The 22,624-nt window shown below is 35.7% G+C and carries 21 protein-coding genes; 10 read left to right on the plus strand and 11 right to left on the minus strand.

Annotated features, from left to right (window positions below):
- Positions 1 to 187: 187 nt before the first annotated feature.
- Positions 188 to 712 carry a hypothetical protein gene (locus PHP31_06455; protein ID MDD3738917.1) on the minus strand — a complete coding sequence of 175 codons (525 nt, stop codon included), beginning with the start codon at positions 710 to 712 and terminating at the stop codon, positions 188 to 190.
- Between the two features lie 149 nt (positions 713 to 861).
- Between PHP31_06455 and PHP31_06460 the strand changes: the two genes are divergently transcribed.
- The 8 genes from PHP31_06460 to PHP31_06495 all read left to right on the plus strand — a co-directional run bounded on the left by PHP31_06460 (position 862) and on the right by PHP31_06495 (position 9,661).
- A complete protein-coding gene (locus tag PHP31_06460) occupies positions 862 to 1,563 on the plus strand; it encodes a ComF family protein (GenBank protein ID MDD3738918.1) in 702 nt (233 codons plus the stop codon).
- Between the two features lie 155 nt (positions 1,564 to 1,718).
- The gene (locus PHP31_06465; GenBank protein ID MDD3738919.1) at positions 1,719 to 2,426 is read left to right on the plus strand and encodes an outer membrane beta-barrel protein; all 708 of its coding nucleotides are present in this window, start codon (positions 1,719 to 1,721) and stop codon (positions 2,424 to 2,426) included.
- A 235-nt stretch (positions 2,427 to 2,661) separates the two neighbouring features.
- On the plus strand, positions 2,662 to 3,705 hold the full coding sequence (gene lpxD, locus PHP31_06470; GenBank protein ID MDD3738920.1) for a UDP-3-O-(3-hydroxymyristoyl)glucosamine N-acyltransferase: 1,044 nt from the start codon (positions 2,662 to 2,664) through the stop codon (positions 3,703 to 3,705).
- A gap of 15 nt (positions 3,706 to 3,720) precedes the next feature.
- Positions 3,721 to 5,112, plus strand: a complete 1,392-nt coding sequence (locus PHP31_06475; protein ID MDD3738921.1) for a bifunctional UDP-3-O-[3-hydroxymyristoyl] N-acetylglucosamine deacetylase/3-hydroxyacyl-ACP dehydratase — start codon at positions 3,721 to 3,723, stop codon at positions 5,110 to 5,112.
- A gap of 7 nt (positions 5,113 to 5,119) precedes the next feature.
- Positions 5,120 to 5,920 (plus strand): acyl-ACP--UDP-N-acetylglucosamine O-acyltransferase, encoded by an 801-nt coding sequence (lpxA, locus tag PHP31_06480; GenBank protein MDD3738922.1) that lies wholly within the window; start codon positions 5,120 to 5,122, stop codon positions 5,918 to 5,920.
- 82 nt (positions 5,921 to 6,002) lie between these two features.
- Positions 6,003 to 6,617 carry an ABC transporter ATP-binding protein gene (locus PHP31_06485; protein MDD3738923.1) on the plus strand — a complete coding sequence of 205 codons (615 nt, stop codon included), beginning with the start codon at positions 6,003 to 6,005 and terminating at the stop codon, positions 6,615 to 6,617.
- Positions 6,618 to 6,656: 39 nt separating this feature from the next.
- Positions 6,657 to 8,210, plus strand: coding sequence for a DUF4301 family protein (locus tag PHP31_06490; protein ID MDD3738924.1), 1,554 nt, complete (start codon positions 6,657 to 6,659; stop codon positions 8,208 to 8,210).
- A 23-nt stretch (positions 8,211 to 8,233) separates the two neighbouring features.
- Positions 8,234 to 9,661, plus strand: coding sequence for a thioredoxin-like domain-containing protein (locus PHP31_06495; GenBank protein ID MDD3738925.1), 1,428 nt, complete (start codon positions 8,234 to 8,236; stop codon positions 9,659 to 9,661).
- A gap of 9 nt (positions 9,662 to 9,670) precedes the next feature.
- Here the strand turns inward: PHP31_06495 and PHP31_06500 are convergent, their stop codons facing one another.
- Genes PHP31_06500 through ffh form a run of 3 tightly spaced genes read right to left on the minus strand, consistent with a single transcriptional unit; the run spans position 9,671 to position 12,539 of the window.
- Positions 9,671 to 10,297, minus strand: coding sequence for a 7-carboxy-7-deazaguanine synthase QueE (locus PHP31_06500; GenBank protein ID MDD3738926.1), 627 nt, complete (start codon positions 10,295 to 10,297; stop codon positions 9,671 to 9,673).
- 10 nt (positions 10,298 to 10,307) lie between these two features.
- On the minus strand, positions 10,308 to 11,189 hold the full coding sequence (folD, locus tag PHP31_06505) for a bifunctional methylenetetrahydrofolate dehydrogenase/methenyltetrahydrofolate cyclohydrolase FolD (GenBank protein MDD3738927.1): 882 nt from the start codon (positions 11,187 to 11,189) through the stop codon (positions 10,308 to 10,310).
- 18 nt (positions 11,190 to 11,207) lie between these two features.
- Positions 11,208 to 12,539 (minus strand): signal recognition particle protein, encoded by a 1,332-nt coding sequence (gene ffh / locus PHP31_06510; protein MDD3738928.1) that lies wholly within the window; start codon positions 12,537 to 12,539, stop codon positions 11,208 to 11,210.
- Between the two features lie 144 nt (positions 12,540 to 12,683).
- On the opposite strand from ffh, the gene PHP31_06515 reads away from it, so the two are divergent.
- Positions 12,684 to 15,578, plus strand: coding sequence for a C10 family peptidase (locus tag PHP31_06515; protein ID MDD3738929.1), 2,895 nt, complete (start codon positions 12,684 to 12,686; stop codon positions 15,576 to 15,578).
- Between the two features lie 98 nt (positions 15,579 to 15,676).
- Here the strand turns inward: PHP31_06515 and PHP31_06520 are convergent, their stop codons facing one another.
- The 6 genes from PHP31_06520 to pyrB all read right to left on the minus strand — a co-directional run bounded on the left by PHP31_06520 (position 15,677) and on the right by pyrB (position 19,877).
- A complete protein-coding gene (locus PHP31_06520; GenBank protein MDD3738930.1) occupies positions 15,677 to 16,522 on the minus strand; it encodes an ATPase in 846 nt (281 codons plus the stop codon).
- Positions 16,523 to 16,891, minus strand: coding sequence for a diacylglycerol kinase family protein (locus tag PHP31_06525; protein MDD3738931.1), 369 nt, complete (start codon positions 16,889 to 16,891; stop codon positions 16,523 to 16,525). It abuts the gene before it with no gap.
- A gap of 1 nt (position 16,892) precedes the next feature.
- Positions 16,893 to 17,648 (minus strand): peroxide stress protein YaaA, encoded by a 756-nt coding sequence (yaaA, locus tag PHP31_06530; GenBank protein MDD3738932.1) that lies wholly within the window; start codon positions 17,646 to 17,648, stop codon positions 16,893 to 16,895.
- 29 nt (positions 17,649 to 17,677) lie between these two features.
- Positions 17,678 to 18,379, minus strand: coding sequence for an ATP-binding protein (locus PHP31_06535; protein ID MDD3738933.1), 702 nt, complete (start codon positions 18,377 to 18,379; stop codon positions 17,678 to 17,680).
- 100 nt (positions 18,380 to 18,479) lie between these two features.
- Positions 18,480 to 18,935 carry an aspartate carbamoyltransferase regulatory subunit gene (locus PHP31_06540; GenBank protein MDD3738934.1) on the minus strand — a complete coding sequence of 152 codons (456 nt, stop codon included), beginning with the start codon at positions 18,933 to 18,935 and terminating at the stop codon, positions 18,480 to 18,482.
- Positions 18,936 to 18,965: 30 nt separating this feature from the next.
- Positions 18,966 to 19,877: an aspartate carbamoyltransferase gene (pyrB, locus tag PHP31_06545; GenBank protein MDD3738935.1), complete on the minus strand. Its 912-nt coding sequence runs from the start codon at positions 19,875 to 19,877 to the stop codon at positions 18,966 to 18,968.
- A gap of 260 nt (positions 19,878 to 20,137) precedes the next feature.
- On the opposite strand from pyrB, the gene argS reads away from it, so the two are divergent.
- The gene (gene argS, locus PHP31_06550; GenBank protein MDD3738936.1) at positions 20,138 to 21,919 is read left to right on the plus strand and encodes an arginine--tRNA ligase; all 1,782 of its coding nucleotides are present in this window, start codon (positions 20,138 to 20,140) and stop codon (positions 21,917 to 21,919) included.
- A gap of 4 nt (positions 21,920 to 21,923) precedes the next feature.
- Here argS and PHP31_06555 read toward each other — a convergent pair whose 3' ends face one another.
- Complete coding sequence (locus PHP31_06555; protein MDD3738937.1) at positions 21,924 to 22,580, minus strand: carboxypeptidase-like regulatory domain-containing protein; 657 nt, start codon at positions 22,578 to 22,580, stop codon at positions 21,924 to 21,926.
- Between the last annotated feature and the right edge of the window lie 44 nt (positions 22,581 to 22,624).

Here is a 22,624-nt window from a genome sequence, read left to right on the forward strand (position 1 = left end):
TGTAACTGTGTAAAGGTAATCGTCAACAACATTAAATCGAGCAAGCGAGCCGGCTCTACTGTTGTTTGGACTAATACCGCTATCAGAGTCACTTTTGTTCATCGAACATGACGCTAATACTGTAATTAATACTAATGCAATTATTATTTTTATTGTTTTCATTGTTTTCAGATTTTAAAATAAATTTTTAGAAGTTCTTTTTCCAAGCAACCAAAATCCCGTCTTCAGGTCGGTACAAATTAATGGAGTGAGTTGACCACTGCCTAAAAGGGTCTTCAAATTCGGGAAAAATATTTCTTATACGTTCGGTTACTTCAATGTTTTGAAAATTATCAGAAACCTTTATAGCAATTAAATCTACTGCATTATCGGCGTAAATAATATTGTCTTTTACAGCCATATCAACGCAACCGTCGATGTGTATAAACGCAACTTTTACAGGATTGCTCGGGTCGGAATTGTCTATTATGTGAATTCCTTCGTACAGTTCGTTTAGCAGAATATAATTGTTGTGTAAATATATTTTGCCTGGATTTTTAACAGGGACGTTTGTTTGTAATCCAACGGCTTTTTCCATGTCAGCCCTTTTCATATAAACAGGGTTATAATACATGTTTTCAACGGGGCTGTAGCTTACAGATGAAGTTACAAACAAGCCCATAATAAGAATTGCGAATATCTTTATTCCTCTATTAGTTAAATTTTGTTTCATAATAATTAAAAATTTTCATTATTAGTAAAGGGGAAATAAATGCGTTTTGAGTTGCATGTATTAAAAATAATTATCACAAAATTTATTTTTCAGTTTTTAATATGGTTGAAAATGTTATTTTTGCCTTCCTAAATATTACGTTTTTAAGTATGCAACAAGTACTTCAATATTTCCAAGGATTTGTTTCGTTGTTTTATCCTAAAACATGTGTCTCTTGTGGGAATGTGCTTTTGTTTAGCGAAAAACTAATGTGTACTCATTGTCATTATAATTTGCCTCAAACTCATTTTCTTGAGCAAGACGAAACGGCTATGGACGATATATTTAAAGGACGTGTTAGAGTCGAAAAAGCTTTTGCTTTGTATTACTTTCAAAAGGCAGGCGGAGTTCAAAAAATGATACACCTTTTAAAGTATAGAAATCGCCCTGATATAGGAGTGTTTCTTGGCAACTTATTAGGTCATCAACTGCTAAATTCGGAACTGCTGTCAAAACTTGATGTAATAGTACCCGTTCCGTTGCACCCTAAAAAAATGAAGCAAAGGGGTTATAATCAGAGCGAAATGATTGCTAATGGTGTAGCCGAAATTGTTGATATTGAAGTAAATACTAGCTCGGTTGTTAGAGAAGAATATACATCGACTCAAACAAAAAAAAACAGGATAAGCAGGTGGCAAAATGTGAAAAGCGGTTTTAAAGTAGTAAATCCTGAATTAATTGAAAACAAACACGTTTTAGTTGTTGATGATATTATTACAACAGGTGCAACTATTGAAGCCTGCGTACATAATATTTTGCAAGTCTCAAACGTTGTAGTTAGTGTAGCTTGTATAGGATATGCAAAATCGTGATAAATAAATGGTGATGGGTGATGAGTGATGAGTGATGGGTGGTATATAGCCTTTAGCCTTTGGCTCTTAGCCCTTGGCTGTTGGCAAGACTTAGCCAATAGCTAACAGCCAACAGCCAAAAGCAAACTAAGTAAATAACCAAAAAATAAAGACATATGAAAAGACTTTTTAAATCATTATTAATACTATGTATGCTTTGTAGCTGTGCATACGGACAAAAACCATCAAAATTGTTTATAGATGGTAATGTTGGATTAAACACGGTATGGATAACAAATCAAAATGCATACGGCAATATGCGAATACCATACGGTACTACCTTTGGTCATACCGTTTCGTTGGGTGTTGCATTACAATCTGAGATATTCGGCTTAGATGCTTCAATCGGGAACCTCCGATTAGGGCAGTTTTATTCAGGAGAGCAGTATGGTGGAATTTCCAATTGGGGAATAAATTTAAATTATATACAAGTGCCTGTTTTAGCATCTGTTAAGTTGTTAGACGATGGTAATTCGGCTTGGTTATCGGCAGGACCTAGTTTTTTATTCCTTCTTAATGCTAAACAAAAATTTGAAAGAAAAGGGGGTGACCCTTTGCCTCATCCCGAATATTTTGTACAAGGTGAATACGACGTTAAAGAAAGATTTCAGAAATTCGATGTCGGTTTTGCACTCAGAATAAAGAGAATGTACAGGTTTTCAGGTTCGGAGAGTATGTTTTACTGGGCTTTTAATTCATATTTCGGAATTCTTGACATTCATGCAAAAGACTACAGAATAAAAGACTATCAAGGAATATACAAGCATTCTCACAATATGTATTTTGGAGTAACCGCAGGCTTTTGTATTAATATTAAAAAGTAATTAAGCCGGTAATTTGATAATAAATATAATATCCGATTATTAAGTAAAAGGTAATATTATAAAGATTTTATTAAACTTAATATTATAAAGTTAACTAAATTAATTATTTTTGCATTTTACCTTATCAGATAAAATAATAAATATTAAAGGATTGTTAACTTATAAGTATTTTGTAGTTTTGCAGTTGGTAATGTAGACCGAATTATTAATACAAATAACGAGAACACTGACATATATGGAGTTTACAGCAAAATACATAGCTGAATTGGCAGCTGGAAAAATTATTGGCAACCCTGATGCGGTTGTCAATAATGTATCCGGTATTACCGAAGCTAAAGAAGGCTCTCTTTGTTTTTTGTCGAACAAGAATTATAGTAGTTATGTTTATACGACAAAGGCAGCTGCTGTAATAGTTTCATCTGACTTTAAACCGGAAAAACCCTTCGATACCACTTTAATAGTTGTAGATGACCCGTATTACAGTTTTGCAAAGCTATTGCAAGTGTATTCTACCATAATAAATCCTCCAAAGCAAGGTGTTTCCGATAAATCGACAATAGCTGAATGTGCTAAAATCGGTAAAAATGCATACATTGGCGAGTATGTTGTTGTGGGCAAAAATGTAACAATAGGCGATAATGTTCAAATATATCCCTTGTGCTATATCGGCGATAATGTATCAATTGGCGACGATACAATCTTGTACCCTTCGGTTGTAATTTATTACAATTCGCACATAGGAAACGGTTGTACATTGCATTCGGGAGTTGTTATTGGATCTGATGGTTTTGGTTTTGCCCCTCAAAATTTAAAAGAATACGAAAAAATACCTCAAATCGGCAACGTTATTTTAGAGGACCACGTCGAAATTGGTTCAAATACGGTTGTAGATAGAGCTACATTGGGTTCTACAATAATCAGAAAAGGTGTCAAATTAGACAATCTTATTCAGGTTGCACATAATGCTGAAATAGGCGAAAATACAGTTATGGCTGCTCAATCGGGAGTGGCAGGCTCGACAATTTTGGGGAAAAATATGATGATAGGCGGACAAGTAGGTTTTAAAGGTCATATAAAAATAGCCGACGAGGTAAAAATAGCTGCCCAAAGCGGAATACTATCATCGGTTAAGGAAAAGGGTATTTCTCTGATGGGAGCACCGGCTTTTGAATATGGCAAATACATGAGAGCGTATGCATTATTCAGAAACATTGAAAAACTTAATAATAAAATCAATAGTTTAGAAAAAGAAATAGAACAACTTAAAACAAAACAGTAATTAAAATTTATTGAATTGGACAAACAAACGACTTTAAAAGACACTTTTGTAATTACAGGTACAGGACTTCACACCGGTAAGGTGGCTACTGCAACTTTTAAGCCTGCTCCTGAAAATCATGGGATTAAATTCTGTAGAGTTGATTTGCCCGAAAAACCTATTATTGCTGCATTAGCCGACAATGTTGTCGATACATCTCGAGGAACTACTATAGCAGTAAATGATATTAAAGTATCAACAATAGAACACTCTCTTGCCGCTCTTGTGGGTTGCGGAGTTGATAATGTTCTTATTGAGGTTGACGCAGGCGAAGTGCCTATATTGGACGGTAGTTCAAAAGCTTTTGCCGAAGCAATTAACAAGGTTGGAATAGTTGAACAAAACGCTAAGCGTGATTATTTCGTTGTTGAAGAACCTATCAGCATTTACGACGAAAAAAGACAAAGCGAATTAATCATTGTACCCGATGATGATTACAGATTATCGGTTATGATAGATTTCGATACTAAAGTTTTGGGAACTCAATTTGCATCAATACGTAGTATATCGGAATTTTCTAACGAAATAGCATCGAGCAGGACGTTTGTATTCTTGCACGAGCTTCAACAACTTATTCAGCACAATTTGATAAAAGGCGGAGAATTAAACAACGCAATAGTTTTTGTAGATAAAGCTGTTACCGACAAAGAACTTAGCGATTTATCAACTTTTTTCAACAAACCTAATTTATCTGTGGTTGAAGAAGGTATTTTAAACAATTTAGAACTACGACACCCTAATGAACCGGCTCGTCATAAACTTCTAGATGTTATTGGCGATTTGGCTTTGGTAGGACAACCAATAAAAGGTCATGTTATTGCCACACGACCCGGACACAGCATAAACACAAGTTTTGCAAAACAAATCAGGAGCATAATAAAAAGCACAAGAACATCAGCACCAAAAATTGACTTAAATGCTGAGCCTGTTTATAATATAAATCAAATACAAAACTTTTTACCACATCGCCCGCCATTCTTGCTTGTTGATAAAATTATGCATATTGAAAAAGAGCGAATTATAGGCGTAAAAAATGTTACTATGAATGAACCGTTTTTTGTAGGACATTTTCCTGGCGAACCTGTTATGCCCGGAGTTCTTGTAGTTGAAGCAATGGCTCAAGCAGGAGGTGTTTTAATTCTTCATAATTATCCAAATCCCGAAGATTACACCACTTATTTTGTTAAAATAAATGAGGTTAAGTTCAGAAATAAAATTGTGCCTGGCGACACATTGGTATTCGACTTAAGAACCGTATCTCCAATAAGAAGAGGTATAATACATATGGAAGGTAAAGCATATGTTGGAGATAAGCTCGTAACCGAAGCCGATTTGATGGCACAAATCGCACTTAAACCCACAAACTAATTATGATATGATAAATAATTTGTCGGCATTTGTACATCCAAAAGCAAAAATTGGAAAAGACGTTATTATTTCGCCGTTTGCCTACATCGACGAAAATGTTGAAATTGGCGACGGCACATTTATAGGACCTCATGTATCAATTATGTCGGGTGCTAGAATCGGAAAACAGTGCAAAATATATCATGGTGCTGTTGTTTCAGAAATACCACAAGATTTAAAATATAAAGGCGAAGACACTCTTGCTATTATAGGCGATAATACTATTGTCAGAGAGTATGTTACTATAAATAAGGGAACATTAGCCAATATGGAAACCGTAATAGGCAAAAACTGTCTTATTATGGCTTACGCTCACGTTGCCCACGATTGCATAATTGGTGATAACTGTATATTAGCTAACAATGCTACTCTTGCCGGACATGTTATTGTTGAAGATTGGGCTATTCTGGGCGGTTTGGTTGCTGTGCATCAGTTTGTCAGAATAGGTAGGCATTCTATGATTTCGGGTGGTTCTCTAGTCAGAAAAGACGTGCCACCATACGTTAAGGCAGCAAAAGAGCCACTTTCGTATATAGGTGTTAATTCTATAGGACTTTCGAGACGAGGCTTTGCTAGTCAGCAAATAGAAGCAATTAAAGATGTGTATCGTATTATTTATGTAAAACATAAAAACATTTCAAATGCAGTTAAGGAGGCAGTTGCTGAGTTGCCCGAATCGGAAGAGAAAAAGTTTATTGTTGATTTTATAAGGAATTCGTCGAGAGGTATAATGAAAGGATACGATGCTTCGCAACCCTACGAAGAATAATTGACTACTTTTACGCCCAATTTTTGCTTTATAGCAATTATTGAAACGTTTACTTTAATTCTCAAAAACAAATTATTTGCACGTGAAAGTAATATTAAAAAATATTGCGAAGAAGTACGAAAGCCAATGGGTTTTTAAAAATATAAACGTTGAAATTTGTTCCGAGCAAAAATATGCTATTCTAGGGACTAACGGTTCCGGAAAATCTACTCTGTTACGTATTATTTCGTCTTACATGTTGCCAACGCTTGGCGAAGTAATTTACCATTCCGATAATTCAATAATTGCTCACGATCAGGTACATAAGTACGTAAATTACGCAGCTCCTTATATAAACTTTGTTGAAGAGTTTTCGGTAAAAGAGTTTTTAAGATTTCACAAGCAATTTAAACCTTTTGTCAATGGGTACGGCATCGACGAAGTATTAGACGAAATGCAATTAAAAAATCAGGCTGACAAAAAAATTGCACACTTATCGTCGGGTATGAAACAGCGTTTGCGTTTAGCAGTGGCTTTTTTAACCGAAAGCAAGCTAATACTGTTAGATGAGCCGATTACAAATTTAGACAGTGATGCAATAGCGTGGTACAAGTACATGATAAACACTTATACAAAAAATAAAACGTTGCTTGTAAGTTCAAATTCCGTAGAGCCTGAATACGAATTTTGCGATTACATTATTAGTTTAAGTCATTAAAAATTATTATTTTTGGAAAAAATTTAACACATATAAACTATGCTAACAAAAGAAGATATAAAACAAATAAAACTCAGAGGTAGCGATAAGGATGTTGTATTAAAACAATTAGACAATTTTCATACGGGTTTTCCTGCACTTAATTTGGTGCGTCCGGCAGTTGTTGGCGATGGTATAAAGGCATTTAGTCAGCGCGATGCTAAAAAATTATCGTATTTCTACGATTCAAATTCAAAAATGTATGAGATATTAAAATTTGTGCCGGCATCGGGAGCAGCAAGCCGTATGTTTAAAGATTTGATTGAATTTGTTGATGCATGCAGTCAAAGCAAAAAGGAAGACGAAGCCCAAATTTTGAAAAAAGATAAATGGAAAAATGTAAAAGAATTTTTCGATAACATTAAAAAATTCGCATTTTACGACAAACTTGCCGAAGTGATGAAAAAAAGCGGCTTTGATATTAAGCAAGAAATGGACAATAAAAACTTTACCAACATAATCGATTTCTTACTTAACCCCAAAGGCTTAAACTACGCCAACTTACCCAAAGGTTTGTTATTGTTTCACAAATATACCGATAGCAACAGAATGCCAATAGAAGAACATATGGTTGAAGCATCGGAATATTGCAAATGTAAGGAAAAAAGGGCAGCAATACATTTCACCGTATCGCCCGACCATGCCGACCTTTTTCTTGACGAAATTAACAGAGTGAAAGATAAATACGAAGAAGAGTATGATGTAACCTATGAGTTGACTTTTTCGCTACAAAAATCTTCAACCGATACTATAGCCGTTAATATGGATAATACTCCTGTCCGCGACGAAAACAAACAATTAGTGTTTCGCCCGGGAGGACACGGTGCATTAATTGAAAACTTAAACGACAGAGAAAGCGAAATTATTTTCATTAAAAATATCGACAATGTTGCTCCCGAAAGCCACGGCGATACGACGTATTTGTACAAAAAAGTTTTGGGAGGCTTTTTATTCGAACTTCAAGATATAATTTTCGACCACTTAGAAACCTTAGATGGAGGTCCCGACGACGAAGATATTAGGTCTATAGTCAGATTTATTAAAACAAAACTCGGCTTTGAAATTTATCCCGATTTTAATTCTTTGACTCAGGAAGATAAGATTGAGTACCTTCATAATAAATTAAACCGACCAATACGAGTGTGCGGAATGGTGAAAAACGAAGGCGAGCCCGGAGGAGGTCCGTTCTGGGTTAAAAATCAACGAGGTGAGGTGTCCTTACAGATTGTCGAATCTTCGCAAATAAACATGGATAACCCCGAACAAAATAAAATTTTCAAAGCATCTACTCACTTTAATCCTGTGGATTTGGTTTGCGGCGTGAGAGATTACAAGGGTAGAGTCTTCGATCTGTTAGATTTCGTCGACCATCAAACAGGTTTTATTTCAATAAAATCAAGAGAAGGTGTAGATATTAAAGCTCAAGAACTACCCGGACTTTGGAATGGAGCTATGGCTAATTGGAATACGGTTTTTGTCGAAGTACCTATACAGACATTTAATCCTGTTAAAACCGTAAACGACCTGCTTCGTAGCGAACACAATGAGAAATAATAATTTTTTTAACCGATACTAAAATGATTAGAAAATACTTGTCAACTTGTATTATTGTGCTTTTTTGCGCCTTTTTTAACGTGATTAGTGCACAGAAGTATAGCATAGAGTTTAAAATTGATGAAGTTCCCGATACTCTTATTTATTTGGCTCATTATTACGGAGATAGACAATTTGCCGACGATACGGCTTATATAAATGAAAACGGAGTTTTTAAATTTGAAGGAGATAAAAAACTACAAGAAGGAATGTACCTTATTGCAGGCAGTAATAATACTAAGTACTTAGATTTTTTTATCGATGATGAGCAAAGCAATATTAAAATAGATTTTAACCCCTATGATTTGGTTAATACGGCTAAAGCTGTGAATAGTACTGCAAACACTATGTTTTTTGATTATATAAAATTTATAGATAGGAAATATAGAGAGAAACAGGAAATCCTGAAAATTTCTAAAAACCCCGATTTGTCACAAGACTCATTGGAAATATTGAATGCAAGAATAGCACATTTTAATGTTGAAGTAGAAGAATATATCGATTATATGCAAATTAATTATCCTAAAAGTTTTGTTCCGGTATTTATACTTTCGAATATTGAGGCAGATTACATTGAATTAGCTGAAAAATATGCTGCTGCCCAAAATAAAGAAGTCGATAGCGTTGATATTTACTTTGCTTACAAACATCATTTTTTCGATAATTTCAACTTCAGTGACGACAGAATGCTTTATACGCCCAATTTCATCAACAGAGTTGATGATTACTTGCAAAGGTTGGCAGTTCCTATTCCCGATTCATTGAACAAAGAAGTTGATTATTTGTTGAGCAAAGCATTAAACAGTAATGAGCTTAAAAAATATTTGGCGTGGTACTTAGGTATGAAGTACGAAACTTCAAGAATTATGGGTCATGATGCTGTATTTGTGCATATTGTAAACAATTACCTGCGTAACGGTAAAATAGATTGGCTATATCCCGAAATTTCAGAAACCGTATTACAAAAAGTTGATAAAATACAGAATTTGCTAATAGGCAGTAAAGCACCTAATTTAATTTTATTAGATACGGCAGATGTGGCGCACTCAATTTACGATTTCGACAACGATTTTCTTATTCTGTACTTCTGGAATTCCGATTGTTGGCACTGCGAGGAGGAGGTTCCAAAGGCTATTGAGTTTTATAACAGAAATAAAGCTAAATACAATTTGGAAATAGTTGGGATATGCACAACTCCCGATATTGGCGAAATGAAGAGTTATATGAAAGAAAATAAGCTTCCTTGGCTTAACTTAAACGGGCATAAATCTTTGCAAGGAAATTATTTCCATCTATACGATGTAACCAGCACGCCTTTAATGTATATGCTTGATAAGGACAAGAAGATACTGACAAAGTTTTTGCTAACTACCGAAATACAAGAATATTTAGACAGAGAATATGCCGAATAAGCATTAAGCTTAAGGTATTTTCATAAACTTATGAGTCTGCAAAGAAACTTTCCACTCGGGATTGTCGAGTACAAAATCTACAATTGTTTGCATTATTTTGTCCATTCTGCTCCATTCTGGTTGCAGATATAGAAGACAATCCTTTTCAACTTTTTTGGCATTTTCAACAGCCCACGCAATATCGTCTTCGTTTTGAATAATGACTTTAAGCTCGTCGGCAATCTTATAAAACTGCTTTAATGGAGGATGTTGTTTTTTGGGTGAAAGGCATATCCAATCGAACTGTCCCGAAATATCGCAGGTGCCGGAGGTTTCAAGATGAATTTGCAAGTTTTTCTTTTTAAGCAAATTGCACAACAAATCAAGGTTGTAATTCAATGGTTCTCCGCCGGTAATAACAACAGTATTTACTTTTGCATTGTCAATTTTGCTTACAATTTCTTCAACAGCTGTAAGTTCGTGCAAATTCGGATTCCAACTTTCTTTAACATCGCACCACGAGCATCCCACGTCGCAGCCGCCAATACGCAGAAAAAAGCTAGCTTTGCCTGTGTGAAAACCTTCGCCCTGTACAGTGTAAAAGGCTTCCATCAGGGGAAGTTGTTTGCCTTGTTGCAATTCTTTTGGTTGTATCAATTGAGCAAGTTTATTTGTTTTTGCCGAATTTTTCGTAGGCAGTCAAAGTGTTTTGCAATAACGAAACAATAGTCATAGGTCCAACACCGCCGGGAACAGGAGTAATATGTGATGCTTTTTTCGATACTTCTTTAAAATCAACGTCGCCTGTAATGTGATAACCTTTTTCCGAGTCGTCGGGGATACGGTGTATTCCAACATCAATAACAACAACGCCTTCTTTAACCATATCGCCTTTAATAAGTTCGGGTTTTCCGACAGCCACAATTAAAATATCGGCTTGTTTTGTATAAAATTCCAAATTTTTGGTCTTCGAATGGCATATCGTAACAGTTGCATTTCCGTACTCGAAGTTTCTAGATAACATAATACTAATAGGAGTTCCAACGATATTGCTTCTGCCAACAACAACACAATGCTTTCCTTCTACTTCAATTCCCGAACGTTTAAGTAATTTGATAATTCCAAGAGGTGTAGCCGGAAAAAACACACCATCGCCTGTAACCATAAGTCCGAGATTATGAGGGTGGAATCCGTCAACATCTTTTTTCGGATTAATACGATTTATAACCTTGTCTGTATTGATATGCTTAGGCAATGGAAGTTGGACAATAAAACCGTCGACTTCATCGTCTTCGTTTAAAAAATCAATAAGTTCTATAAGTTGTTTTTCGGTGGTTTTTTCATCAAGTTTGTAAACAGTAGATGTAAAGCCAACCGATTTTGCAGCTTTTTCTTTTGAGTTAACGTACGACTGACTAGCCGGATCAGTACCAACTAATATTGCAGCAATATGAGGAGCCCTTTCCCCACAATCAATAATTCCCGCACATCTCTGGGCAAATTCTTTTTTTATTTCTGATGAAATTTTTTTACCGTCTATAATTTGCATGGTATTTTATTTAAATTGTTATCTTCTTTTTTTAATTTTTCTTGCAAGATTTTTGGCTCCACCGTTTGTGGTAATGCTTCTCATCATTTTTCTAGTGTCGTCAAATTGTTTTATAAGTCTGTTTACTTCTTGAATATTTGTACCGCTTCCCAAAGCAATTCTTTTACGTCGGGAGCCGTTAAGCACAGCAGGATTTGCTCTTTCGTACGGAGTCATACTTTGTATAATAGCTTCAATGCCTTTAAATGCGTCATCGTCTATATCAACATTTTTAAGAGCCTTACCCATACCGGGTATCATACCCAATAAGTCTTTAACGTTACCCATTTTCTTAATCTGTTTTATTTGGTCAATAAAGTCGTTAAAGTCGAACTGGTTTTTAGCAATTTTTTTCTGAAGTTTTCGAGCTTCGGTTTCGTCGTATTGTTCTTGAGCTTTTTCAACAAGGGTAACAATGTCGCCCATACCCAAAATACGGTCAGCCATTCTGTCGGGGTGAAAAACATCGATAGCATCAATTTTTTCGCCTATTCCGACAAATTTTATAGGCTTGTTTACTACTGAGCGTATTGTTAGAGCTGCACCACCACGAGTATCACCATCGAGTTTGGTTAAAACAACACCGTCGAAATCAAGCGTATCGTTGAAGGTTTTGGCTGTATTAACCGCGTCTTGACCCGTCATTGCATCAACAACGAAAAGTGTTTCCTGCGGATTCAAAGCTTCTTTAAGGCTTTTAATCTCATTCATCATCAAATCGTCGATGGCAAGTCTACCGGCGGTATCTACTACCACAATATCAAAGCCGAAGCTCTTAGCGTGGCTCAGCGCCGATTTAGCAATTTTAACTACATTTTTATTTTCGGGTTCCGAATATACTTCAACGCCTATTTGTTCGCCCAATACCTTCAACTGCTCTATAGCTGCAGGACGGTAAACGTCGCAGGCGACTAATAACACTTTTTTGTTCTTTTTGGTTTTAAGAAAATTTGCAAGTTTTGCTGCCAATGTAGTTTTACCGCTACCTTGCAATCCCGACAATAGTATTACTGCCGGTTTGCCTTTTATATTGATGTCGGCTTTTTCGCCGCCCATAAGCATAGCCAACTCGTCGCGAACAATTTTCACCATCAATTGGCTTGGCGATACCGATGTTAATACTCCTTGCCCTAAGGATTTTTCTTTAACATTATCGGTAAATTCTTTTGCAACCTTGTAGCTGACGTCAGCATCTAACAATGCTTTCCTAACGTCTTTCAGTGTCTCGGCGACATTTATCTCAGTTATGTAACCCTGTCCTTTTAGTATCTTAAATGAGCGTTCTAACTTCTCGCTTAAATTTTCAAACATTATTTTTTTAATTATTATTTACAACCATATTATATTGCAAAAGTACATAATCGCCTAATTTTTTTCAAAAAAATAATTTAAATATGTATAAAAACTATTTACTTTTATTACTTTTGTAACCTATAACTATAAAACTAAAACATAATGAAAAAGATATTTTCAATTTTCATCGCAATTTTTATTGTGAGCCGATTTGCTGTTATGGCAGGCACGGTTTCTGTCGATAAGGCTCAGCAGCTTGCCAATAATTTTATGGCAGGTATGTCGGCAAAAACTAATATTGAGCTTCTGCAAGTTTCTACGTACGAAAACAACAATAATATTTATGCTTTTATTTTTGATTATGGCGATAACGGTTTTGTTGTTACTTCGACAAACGATGCCATTACTCCAATATTGGCATATTCTACCGACAGTAAGTTCGAGTTAATTCCACCTGTTCAACTTTGGTTAGAAATTATTAGCAACGAAATTGAAGATTTGTTACAGAGAGATTATTCCGAACCTATTAATGCTCGTATGTGGGAAGATGCAAATATGCTTATAGGGGCAAATAGTCCTGCAGTCAATCCTTTGATGACAACCATTTGGGATCAGGATACTTGGTACAATTATTATTGTCCTGTTGCAGCAGGAGGTCCCGGAGGTAAGGCATATGCTGGCTGTGTTGCAACTTCTATGGGTCAGATAATGAAATTCCATAATTTCCCCGAAAAAGGTGTTCTTTCGCATACTTACGTTCATAGCGAATTTGGTGCACAAACCGCCAACTTTGGTAATACAACATACCAATGGAGTGGCATGGGAAATACGGCAAATGCCGGCAGTTATACTCAAATTGCAAGAATTTTGCGCGATGCAGGAGTTGCCGTAAATATGAACTACAGCGCTAACGGTTCAGGAGCATACTCAAGCGATGTTCCTTGGGCTATGTCACAATATTTTAACTACAATCCGCTTACCATTAAGTATGTAGAAAAAAATTCGTACACCAATGCACAGTGGATTAGCATGCTTAAAACCGAATTGGACAATTCTCGTCCTATGTACTATTCGGGTGTTACTCAAAACAACGAAGGACACGCATGGGTTTGCGATGGCTACAATACTAATGATATGTTTCATATGAATTGGGGCTGGAGTGGTTATTCCAACGGCTATTTCAATGTTACGGCTTCTATGGCTTCTGTGGGAGGAACTTTTTCTAAGAATTTTGCAGCAGTTATAGGTATTCAACCGTACAATGCCGATTTAATCGTCAGACTACAAAATACTCGTTACGGTCAAATGAAGTCGAAACATTCTACCATTTGTTGGTCTATGGAAAAAGGAAATGCTACATCAATTTCTTTATTAGTTGATGATAATGTTGTTTTCACCGGCTCGGGAACCGACACACAATTCAAATTGAATGACCCAAATCTATCATACGACAATCATAACATTAAAGTACGTGCCATCAACGGCAACGATACGGTTTACAACTTAGCAGATGTTATTATTTCCGATTGGGAACAAATACCAAGCGGATTTAATCAACCAAGTAGGGGTATTAACTACATAAGCGCAGTTGATACTAACGTTATTTGGGCTGTAGGTTACAACGGTGTTGATCCTACAAAAACTATAAATGAGTTCACAAGGTCTATTGATGGTGGAAAAACATGGAGTTCGGGCGAAATAATAGGAGGCAACACATACGGAATAGGAAATATTTGCGGTGTCAACGAAAATGTTGCGTACGCTACCGTGTATAACGGAGTTGGAGCGCAAGATAACAATTGCGGAGTTTATAAAACCACCGACGGCGGTGCCACGTGGACTAAAAAAGGAAATGCTTTGCAAGGTTCGGCTTCGTTTGCTAATAACGTTCATTTTTGGGATGAAAACGTTGGAATGTGCCATGGCGACGTGAAAGACGGCTACTTTGAAATATATACTACAACCAACGGTGGTAATACTTGGACAAGAGTTCCAAAAAGCGATATAGGTCAGGGTGCTAACCCTTTAAGTGGCGAAGGAGCTTGGACTACCGTTATAGAAGCTGTTGACGAAAACACAGTTATGTTTGGGTCAAATAAATCGAATTTGTACATTTCTGACGACCGTGGCTTAACCTGGAGAATTTCGAGTACAGGAATAGCTGCAAATCCGCAAGGGGGAGGTATTAACACTATCGCTTTTAAAGATAAAATGAATGGTATTGCCGGTCAAACAATAGGAACTCCTAAACTTAAATCGACTAATGATGGTGGTGCTACATGGACTGACTTAGCCTTAACAGGTGCATTTATGACCGCCGGCTTAGATTTTGTTGAAGGTACTGAAAACACCTACGTTTGTACAGGTTCGGCACAAGGCAAAACAGGTGCTGCTGTCAGCTTCGACGGCGGAAACACATGGGAAAAATTTGCTAAAACAGAAGCGTATCAATTCTTAGATGTTGACGCTAAAAGTCCAAGTCATATATGGGCAGGAGGCTTTTGTACAGTCGATTTACTTGACGGAATTTTTTCATACCAGGGAGTTTTAATTCCTGAGCTTACTTTTGAACCTATTATTAATCTTACCGCTACTGTAGACGAGAGCACAGTTGTCTTGAATTGGACAGCTCCGCAAGGGCAAGTGCCTACAAGCTATAAAGTATATCGCGATCAACAATTTTTGGCTAGCACAAGCAGCGTAACGTACACAGATAATAATGTGCCAAATGGTCAGCATAACTACTGCGTTGTTGCGGTTTATCCCGAAGGCGAATCGGACGAGGTTTGTATCGTTAGCTGGGTAACTACAAACATCGAATTGGAAGATGCTGCATACAGAATATATCCTAACCCGACATCCAACTTGTTGAACATTGTTTCTCCACGAGTATTTAACGAAGTGCGTTTGTACAATAATTCGGGAAGACTTGTTTACAAAGATTTCGGTAAATATAGCAATAAAGTGATAGACGTAAGTAATTTGAGCACAGGTATTTACTTTATTAAGCTTATTTTCGACGACAATGTTATTAGCAAAAAAGTTGTTGTTAGGTAAGATAAAATACAATTAAGATTAAAAAACGCCGTGATATCACGGCGTTTTTTTTATTTCTTAATTATTGAAAATAGTTTTGAAAACTAATATTCAATGCTTTATATGCCTAGCTCTTTGTGAAAAATGCTCAAATCCTTTATAGGTGAAGAAATAAACTTTCCAGCTTGCAAGTCGTTGTTTTTGAGTAAAGTCGAGATTAAATCTTTATATAAGTAGGCAATTGAGCCTACAAAATTGATAGGTAAGTGTTTGCTTTCGGGATAAATTTTAACACAATTCACTATAAACTCGTTAAAACTATCGGTTAACAAGTCATTTACATATTTGTTGTTGTTGTGTTTGTGCAAAAAAGGTGCGAAACTTGCCAAATAGCTGCTTGGCTTGTCGGTTGAATACAAGTTGCTTATTATTTCCTTATCGCTGACATTAGCAAATTTTGTAAGCTCTTGTTTCAAGTTGTCGGGCAATTTATTGTGAAAATAATCGTACAGTAGTCTTTTACCTAAGTAAGCTCCGCTACCTTGATCGCCTAATATGTAGCCCAATGACAGTTTATTATCTTGTATTTTGTTGCCGTTGTAATAGCACGAGTTTGAGCCTGTTCCTAAAATACAGGCAATGCCTTCATTGTTTCCGCATAGAGCTTTAGCGGCGGCAAGCAAGTCGCTATCGACAAAAATTTCAGCATTGCCAAAAATATTAGAAAGAGTTTCTTTTATAATATTTTTGTTTACATCGGAGCTGCAGCTCGTACCGTAAAAGAACAGTGAGCGCACAAGTTTAACGTCAATGTTTGGCAAAAGTTCTTTTTCCAACAAATTTATTATTTCACTTGGCTTTGTGAAATACGGACTAAATCCGGTTGTTTTGTAATACAATATTTCGCCTTTGTGTATCACTCCCCAATCTGCTGTAGTATTTCCAACGTCGGCAACTATAATCATTTATATAAATATTTTTAAGATGTAAGGAACAAATATTATCAATCCGATTACAGCTGAAATAACAGCCGCTATAAGCACAGCACCTGCTGCTATATCTTTAGCCGTTTTTATTGTATCGCAATATTCGGGTTGTATTTTATCCATAATAATTTCCAATACTGTATTAATGGCTTCTAACGATAAAACCAAACCTATACACAGTAAAACCGCTATCCACTGGTAAACTGAAACTTTAAAAATAAAAGCACAAATTACCACCAAAATCCCAATTGTAAATTGAATTTTAAAGTTTCTATGTCGTTTAAACAGTAATAAAATACCGTTTAAAGCATATTTAAAACTACCGACAAATGAACTTTTCTTTTTCATTTTATCCTCTGTAAAAATACAAGGTGTCCTTTGTTGAAATATCACCTTTGTACATGTAACCGCTATCGTTAAATCCGATTAAGTCTTCGGGTTTGTTTATTTCGTTTTCAACAATGTATCTTGTCATAAGTCCTCTGGCTTTTTTTGCCAAAAACGAAATCACCTTGTATTGTCCGTTACTAAAATCTTTAAATATTGGAGTTACAATTTTAGCGTTTAGTTTTTTTGTGTCAATTGCTTTGAAATACTCGTTGCTGGCTAAGTTGACAACGATATCCGATTTGTTTTCCTTTAGTAATAAATTCACATATTCAGTTATTTTATCACCCCAAAAAGAATACAAGTTGTTGTTTTTATCGACTTTAAGTTTTGTGCTCATATCTAATCTGTATGGTTTTATAAGGTCTAATGGTTTTAAAGCTCCGTACAGCCCCGAAATTATTACTACATGTTTTTGGGCAAAATTTATTTGTTTTTTCGATAATGAATATGCGTCCAAACCTTCGTAAACATCGCCTTTGTAGGCATATATTGCTTGTCTTTCTTCGGCTTTGTTCCAATTTTTGTATCGCATTTCGTTTAGCTGAGCCAAATTATCGGATATTGTCATCAGTTTTGCCAAATCCTGATAATTAAATTTAGCCAACTCGTTTTGAAGGGTATTAGCTTGTTTTATAAAATTTGGGGTGCTTGTGTCTTTAACCGGTGTAGCGGTTTCAAAATCAAGAGTTTTTGCTGGAGAAAGTAGTATTATCATAGTTGTTAAGTTTAGAATTATTAGTTTGTTTAGTTTTCGTATAAAAAGTCCTGCATGTTATCCACGAGTTTGTATTTTATGCCTTGTTGTGTAAATACGATTTCTAAAATATTTATGGCTACAAATTTAGCCAAAATATTTTCTAATTTGAATTTATTTATAGAAAGAAGTTTTCTCAACCTAGAAAAGCTGTATAATTCAGCATTTTTCATAAACGAAAGAAGTTTAGACTCATCTTTTTTAAGTTGTATATTTATGTTTTTTTCCGAAAATCTGAGATTATGAGCCTTAAGCCAAACAATATTAACTTGGTAGTTGCAATCGTTTTGGCGTATGTAAACCAAATTTTTGTTATCTAGTTCAGAAACAGCATAAAGTAACTTGTCATCATTTTTTTTTGGAATAATAATTTCCAAAATCTTTTTAGTATCAACAATCCACTCGTTGGCAACAAAATCAATCGAAGGTTTTGAATATAAATTAGCTGCAGCCTCAACCATATAAAACTCTTCTTCGCTTCTGACGCCTGCAATAGCTCCGTTGTCTTTTACTCCGACCAATAGCCTGCCACCGTTAGTATTAGCAAAAGCTACCAAAGACCGTGCTATTTTCCGAGAGTCGTTTATGCTAAATTTAAAATCAAGTTGCTGATGTTCACCTTCGGAAATTAAAAGTTTTATGTACTCAGCATTTTTGTTATGACCCTCGACGCGTGTATTACGTAGTGCCATATTTTGTTGTTATTTTTTTGGGAATGTATCCCTTTTATATTCATCAAAAATTTGTTTATCGTATTTTTACTGTTTTTTTTTGATCGTTTCTATATATATTTTAAATAAAAGACAAGTTTTTTTGTGTAGTTATTTTTTCGCAATAATGGCATTGAAGTCGCATTTCTTTCGAATCGATAATTCTTAGATGTGGCGTAATATTTTCTATGTTTGTAATACAATTCGGATTAACGCATCTGGCGATATTAATTATTTCATTCGGAACTTCTACTTGTTTTTTACTTACAACTTCATAGTTTCTTATTTCGATAATTGTAGCTGTTGGTGCGACTATTGCAATTTTATTAATTTCTTTATCTTCAAAAAACTTATCGCTAACTTTAATAAGTCCTTTTTTACCGTACTTTTGGCTTCTAAGGTTGTCGCCAAATAAAAGTTGGTGCTGGGTATCAAATTCTAAATTTAATATCCTTATAACTCTAAAAACGTTGGTTGCCGGAATGTGGTCTATAACAGTTCCGTTTTCTATTGCACTAACACTGAGTTTTACTTTCATTTTACAAAATCATTAAATTGTTTTTATTAATTATTCAATAACGCCCAAAATAGCTGCCAGAAGAGCTTGTCTGACGTAAACACCATTTTCTGCTTGTTTAAAATAATATGCTTGTGTTGTATTATCAACGTCTTCGTTGATTTCGTTGACACGTGGAAGCGGGTGCAGAATTTTCATGTTGGGTTTGCTAGGTCCTAGCATTGATGCAGTAAGAGAGTAACTGTTTTTAACCTTTTCGTACTCCATAGGATCGTTGAATCGCTCTTTCTGAATTCTGGTCATGTACACAATATCGGCTGTTGGCATAGCTTCATTTATATCAACATGTTGAGTATATGTTAAGTTGTTATTTTTTATATGCATTTTAACAACTCTCGGCAATTTCAGTTCTAAAGGAGATACAAGCTGAAAAGTTGTATTAAAGTTGCTCATAGCTTCAACTAGGGAGTGTACAGTTCTGCCGTATTTCAAGTCGCCGACAAGAGCAATATTTAGGTTATCAAGTGTGCCTTGAGTTTCTTTAATGCTGTACAAATCTAATAGGCACTGTGTTGGGTGCTGATTAGAACCGTCGCCTGCATTGATTACCGGAACTGACGATACTTCGCTAGCCCAACGCGAAGCTCCATCTACAGGATGTCGCATCACGATAATGTCGGCGTAGCTACTTACCATTCTTATTGTGTCTTTAAGCGATTCGCCTTTCCTTAAACTTGTTGAACCACTTTCCGAAAAGCCGACAACACGAGCCCCAAGCCTATTGGCGGCGGTTTCAAAACTCAGTCGGGTTCTGGTTGACGGCTCAAAAAATAGCGAGGCAACAACGTAATTGTCCAACAATCTTTGTCTTGGGTTTGCTTTAAATGAAGATGCTATTTCAAGTATTTTTAAATATTCGTCTTTGTTGTAATCGGTGATAGATATTAAACTTTTACCTTTCATAATCAGATATTATTATTGTTTGTTGTATAAGTTTATATGACAAATACGCGAAAAAATATTTTTCTGACCATAAAAATACAAAATTTCGGTTCTTATTTTGATATTATCCAATGTTTTTTTAGATTTTTTTAAGTTGATTTGCCAATTGTTTTTGTTTCAGTATTTTAAAGAATTAAAAAATTTGTTATGGTTTTTAACTTGTACAACATTCTTATTTTTGTTCCTGTATAATTCTTACCTTTGTAGCAAAAATATGCAGTATGGAATATAAGTTAAAGTTAGACATAGTTAACGGTCTGAATAGCCTATACAATATACAAATCGATATTTCGGAAATTTCGCTTCAATATACCAAAGCAGAATTTGCAGGCGATTTTACTTTTGTGGTATTCCCTTTTGTAAAATCAGCAAAAAAATCTCCCGAAATTATTGGCAATGAATTGGGTAATTATATTAGGGAACATAATTCCGATGTGCTTAATTTTAACGTAGTAAAAGGGTTTTTAAATATAGAAATGACCGTCGGCACATGGGTTGACTTTATTAACACAAAAGTTAAAACAGAATCTTATTTACCAACGGATTTGTTTTCTAATTCCAATCCTATTGTTGTCGAGTTTTCTTCGCCTAATACCAATAAGCCTTTGCATTTGGGACATATAAGAAACAACTTGCTTGGCGATTCGCTAAGTAGAATATACGAGGCTGTAGGGCATAAGGTTGTTAGAGTTAATTTGGTGAACGACAGAGGTATACATATTTGCAAAAGCATGCTTGCATGGTTGAAATGGGGAAACGGCGAAACGCCTGAAACATCCGGAATTAAAGGCGACCATTTGGTTGGGAAATATTATGTGCTTTTCGACCAAGAATATAAACTTCAAATCGGCAAGTTAGTTTCCGAAGGCTCAAGTCCTGAAGATGCCGAAAAAAATGCTCCAATAATATTAGAAGCACAAGAAATGTTGCGTAAGTGGGAAAACAACGATAAAGAAGTGCGTGAATTGTGGCAGACTATGAACTCGTGGGTGTACGAAGGCTTTGAGACTACTTACAAAACTATGAATATTGGTTTCGACAAAACCTATTACGAATCGGAAACGTATTTGTTGGGGAAAGAAATTATTGAAAAAGGATTGTCTGATGGAGTTTTTCATAAGCGTCCTGACGGTTCGGTGTGGATTGACCTGCAAGATGAAAATTTAGACGAAAAACTACTGCTCAGAAGCGACGGCACTTCCGTTTATATGACTCAAGACATAGGAACTGCTTTACAAAGACACGATGAGTATAATCCCGAAAAACTGATTTATGTTGTCGGCAACGAGCAAGAGTATCATTTTCAGGTGCTTAAAGTTATTCTTAAAAAATTAGGATACCAGTGGTGGCAGAAAATAGAACACTTTTCTTACGGAATGGTTGAACTTCCTGCAGGCAAAATGAAATCGCGTGAAGGTACGGTTGTTGATGCCGACGATTTAATGGATGAAATGTTTGCAACAGCCGAACAAACTGCTGCAGAATTAGGAAAAGCCGATTTTGAAAGCGAAGAAGTAGCTCAAGAACACTACAAAATGATAGGATTGGCAGCTCTAAAATATTTCATTTTAAAAGTCGATCCACGCAAAAATATGCTTTTCAATCCCGCCGAGTCTATTGATTTTAACGGAAATACAGGAACATTTATCCAATATACTCACGCAAGGATTCGTTCGGTTTTACGAAAATCGGAAATTGATGTTAGCTCGTTGAAAGTAAAAGACATAGAATCTTTTGCCGAAATTGAAAAACGCTTATTGATTAAAGTTTACGACTTTCCGACAACAGTTAAACTATCGGCACTGCAACAAAGTCCGGCTTTGATTTGTAACTACGCTTACGATTTAGCTTCAACCTATAATCAATTCTACCACGAGTGCAATATATTACGCGAGCAAAACGAATCGGTTATGGAGTTCCGATTGGTAATTTCGCATTGCGTAGCACAAACCATAAAACAAGCTATGAACTTGTTAGGAATAGACGTACCCGAACAGATGTAGATTATTATTTCTTTCGTTTAAACTCGCCGTTTTTCCACGCTTTAATAAATTTAGCCCAAGCAATGGGATTTAGCAGGTTGTTGGGCATAAGTTGACCTTTGTAATAAAGTTGGTCGGCAAACGTGTTCATATGATGTGTATAGCTTTGCTGTGCGGTATATCCGAATTTTTGCGGGTCGTAGTTTCTACCCACACTTTCCTTCATTTCCATAACCGCAATATTGCGTTTTGCAATTTCAATATCGTCTAAAGGTATTTCTTTGGTTAGGAAGGTGTTTTTAAATTGTTCCTTTGTGGGCCAAGGGTAAATAACTGTAGGAGCCAAAGTAATTGTATCGCGTGTCATAACTTGTATGACAGAGTACCTATTAACCGACAAAGTGTCGGGAATGGTATAATTTACTTTTTTGTAACCAACAGCCGAAAACACCAATGTATCGTAGTGCCTAACAACTATTGAAAAAAAACCGTAATAGTCGCTGGTAGTGCCCCTGTAGCTGTTTTTAACGCTAATATGAGTAAAAGGTATAGGTTTAAGGCTGTCGGAATCGACAATTATTCCCGAAAATTGTATGACTTTTCCTCTGCCTTGTGCAAACGAAGAGTTGCTTGCAAGAAGCATAAGAATTAAAAAAGAAGCAAACGCCAACATTTTTTTCATAATGCAAAGGTAACTTAAAATATTAATCGTCGCTTTTTCACTTG

It is taken from the genome of Lentimicrobiaceae bacterium (assembly GCA_028697555.1).
Lineage (GTDB): Bacteria > Bacteroidota > Bacteroidia > Bacteroidales > UBA4417 > UBA4417.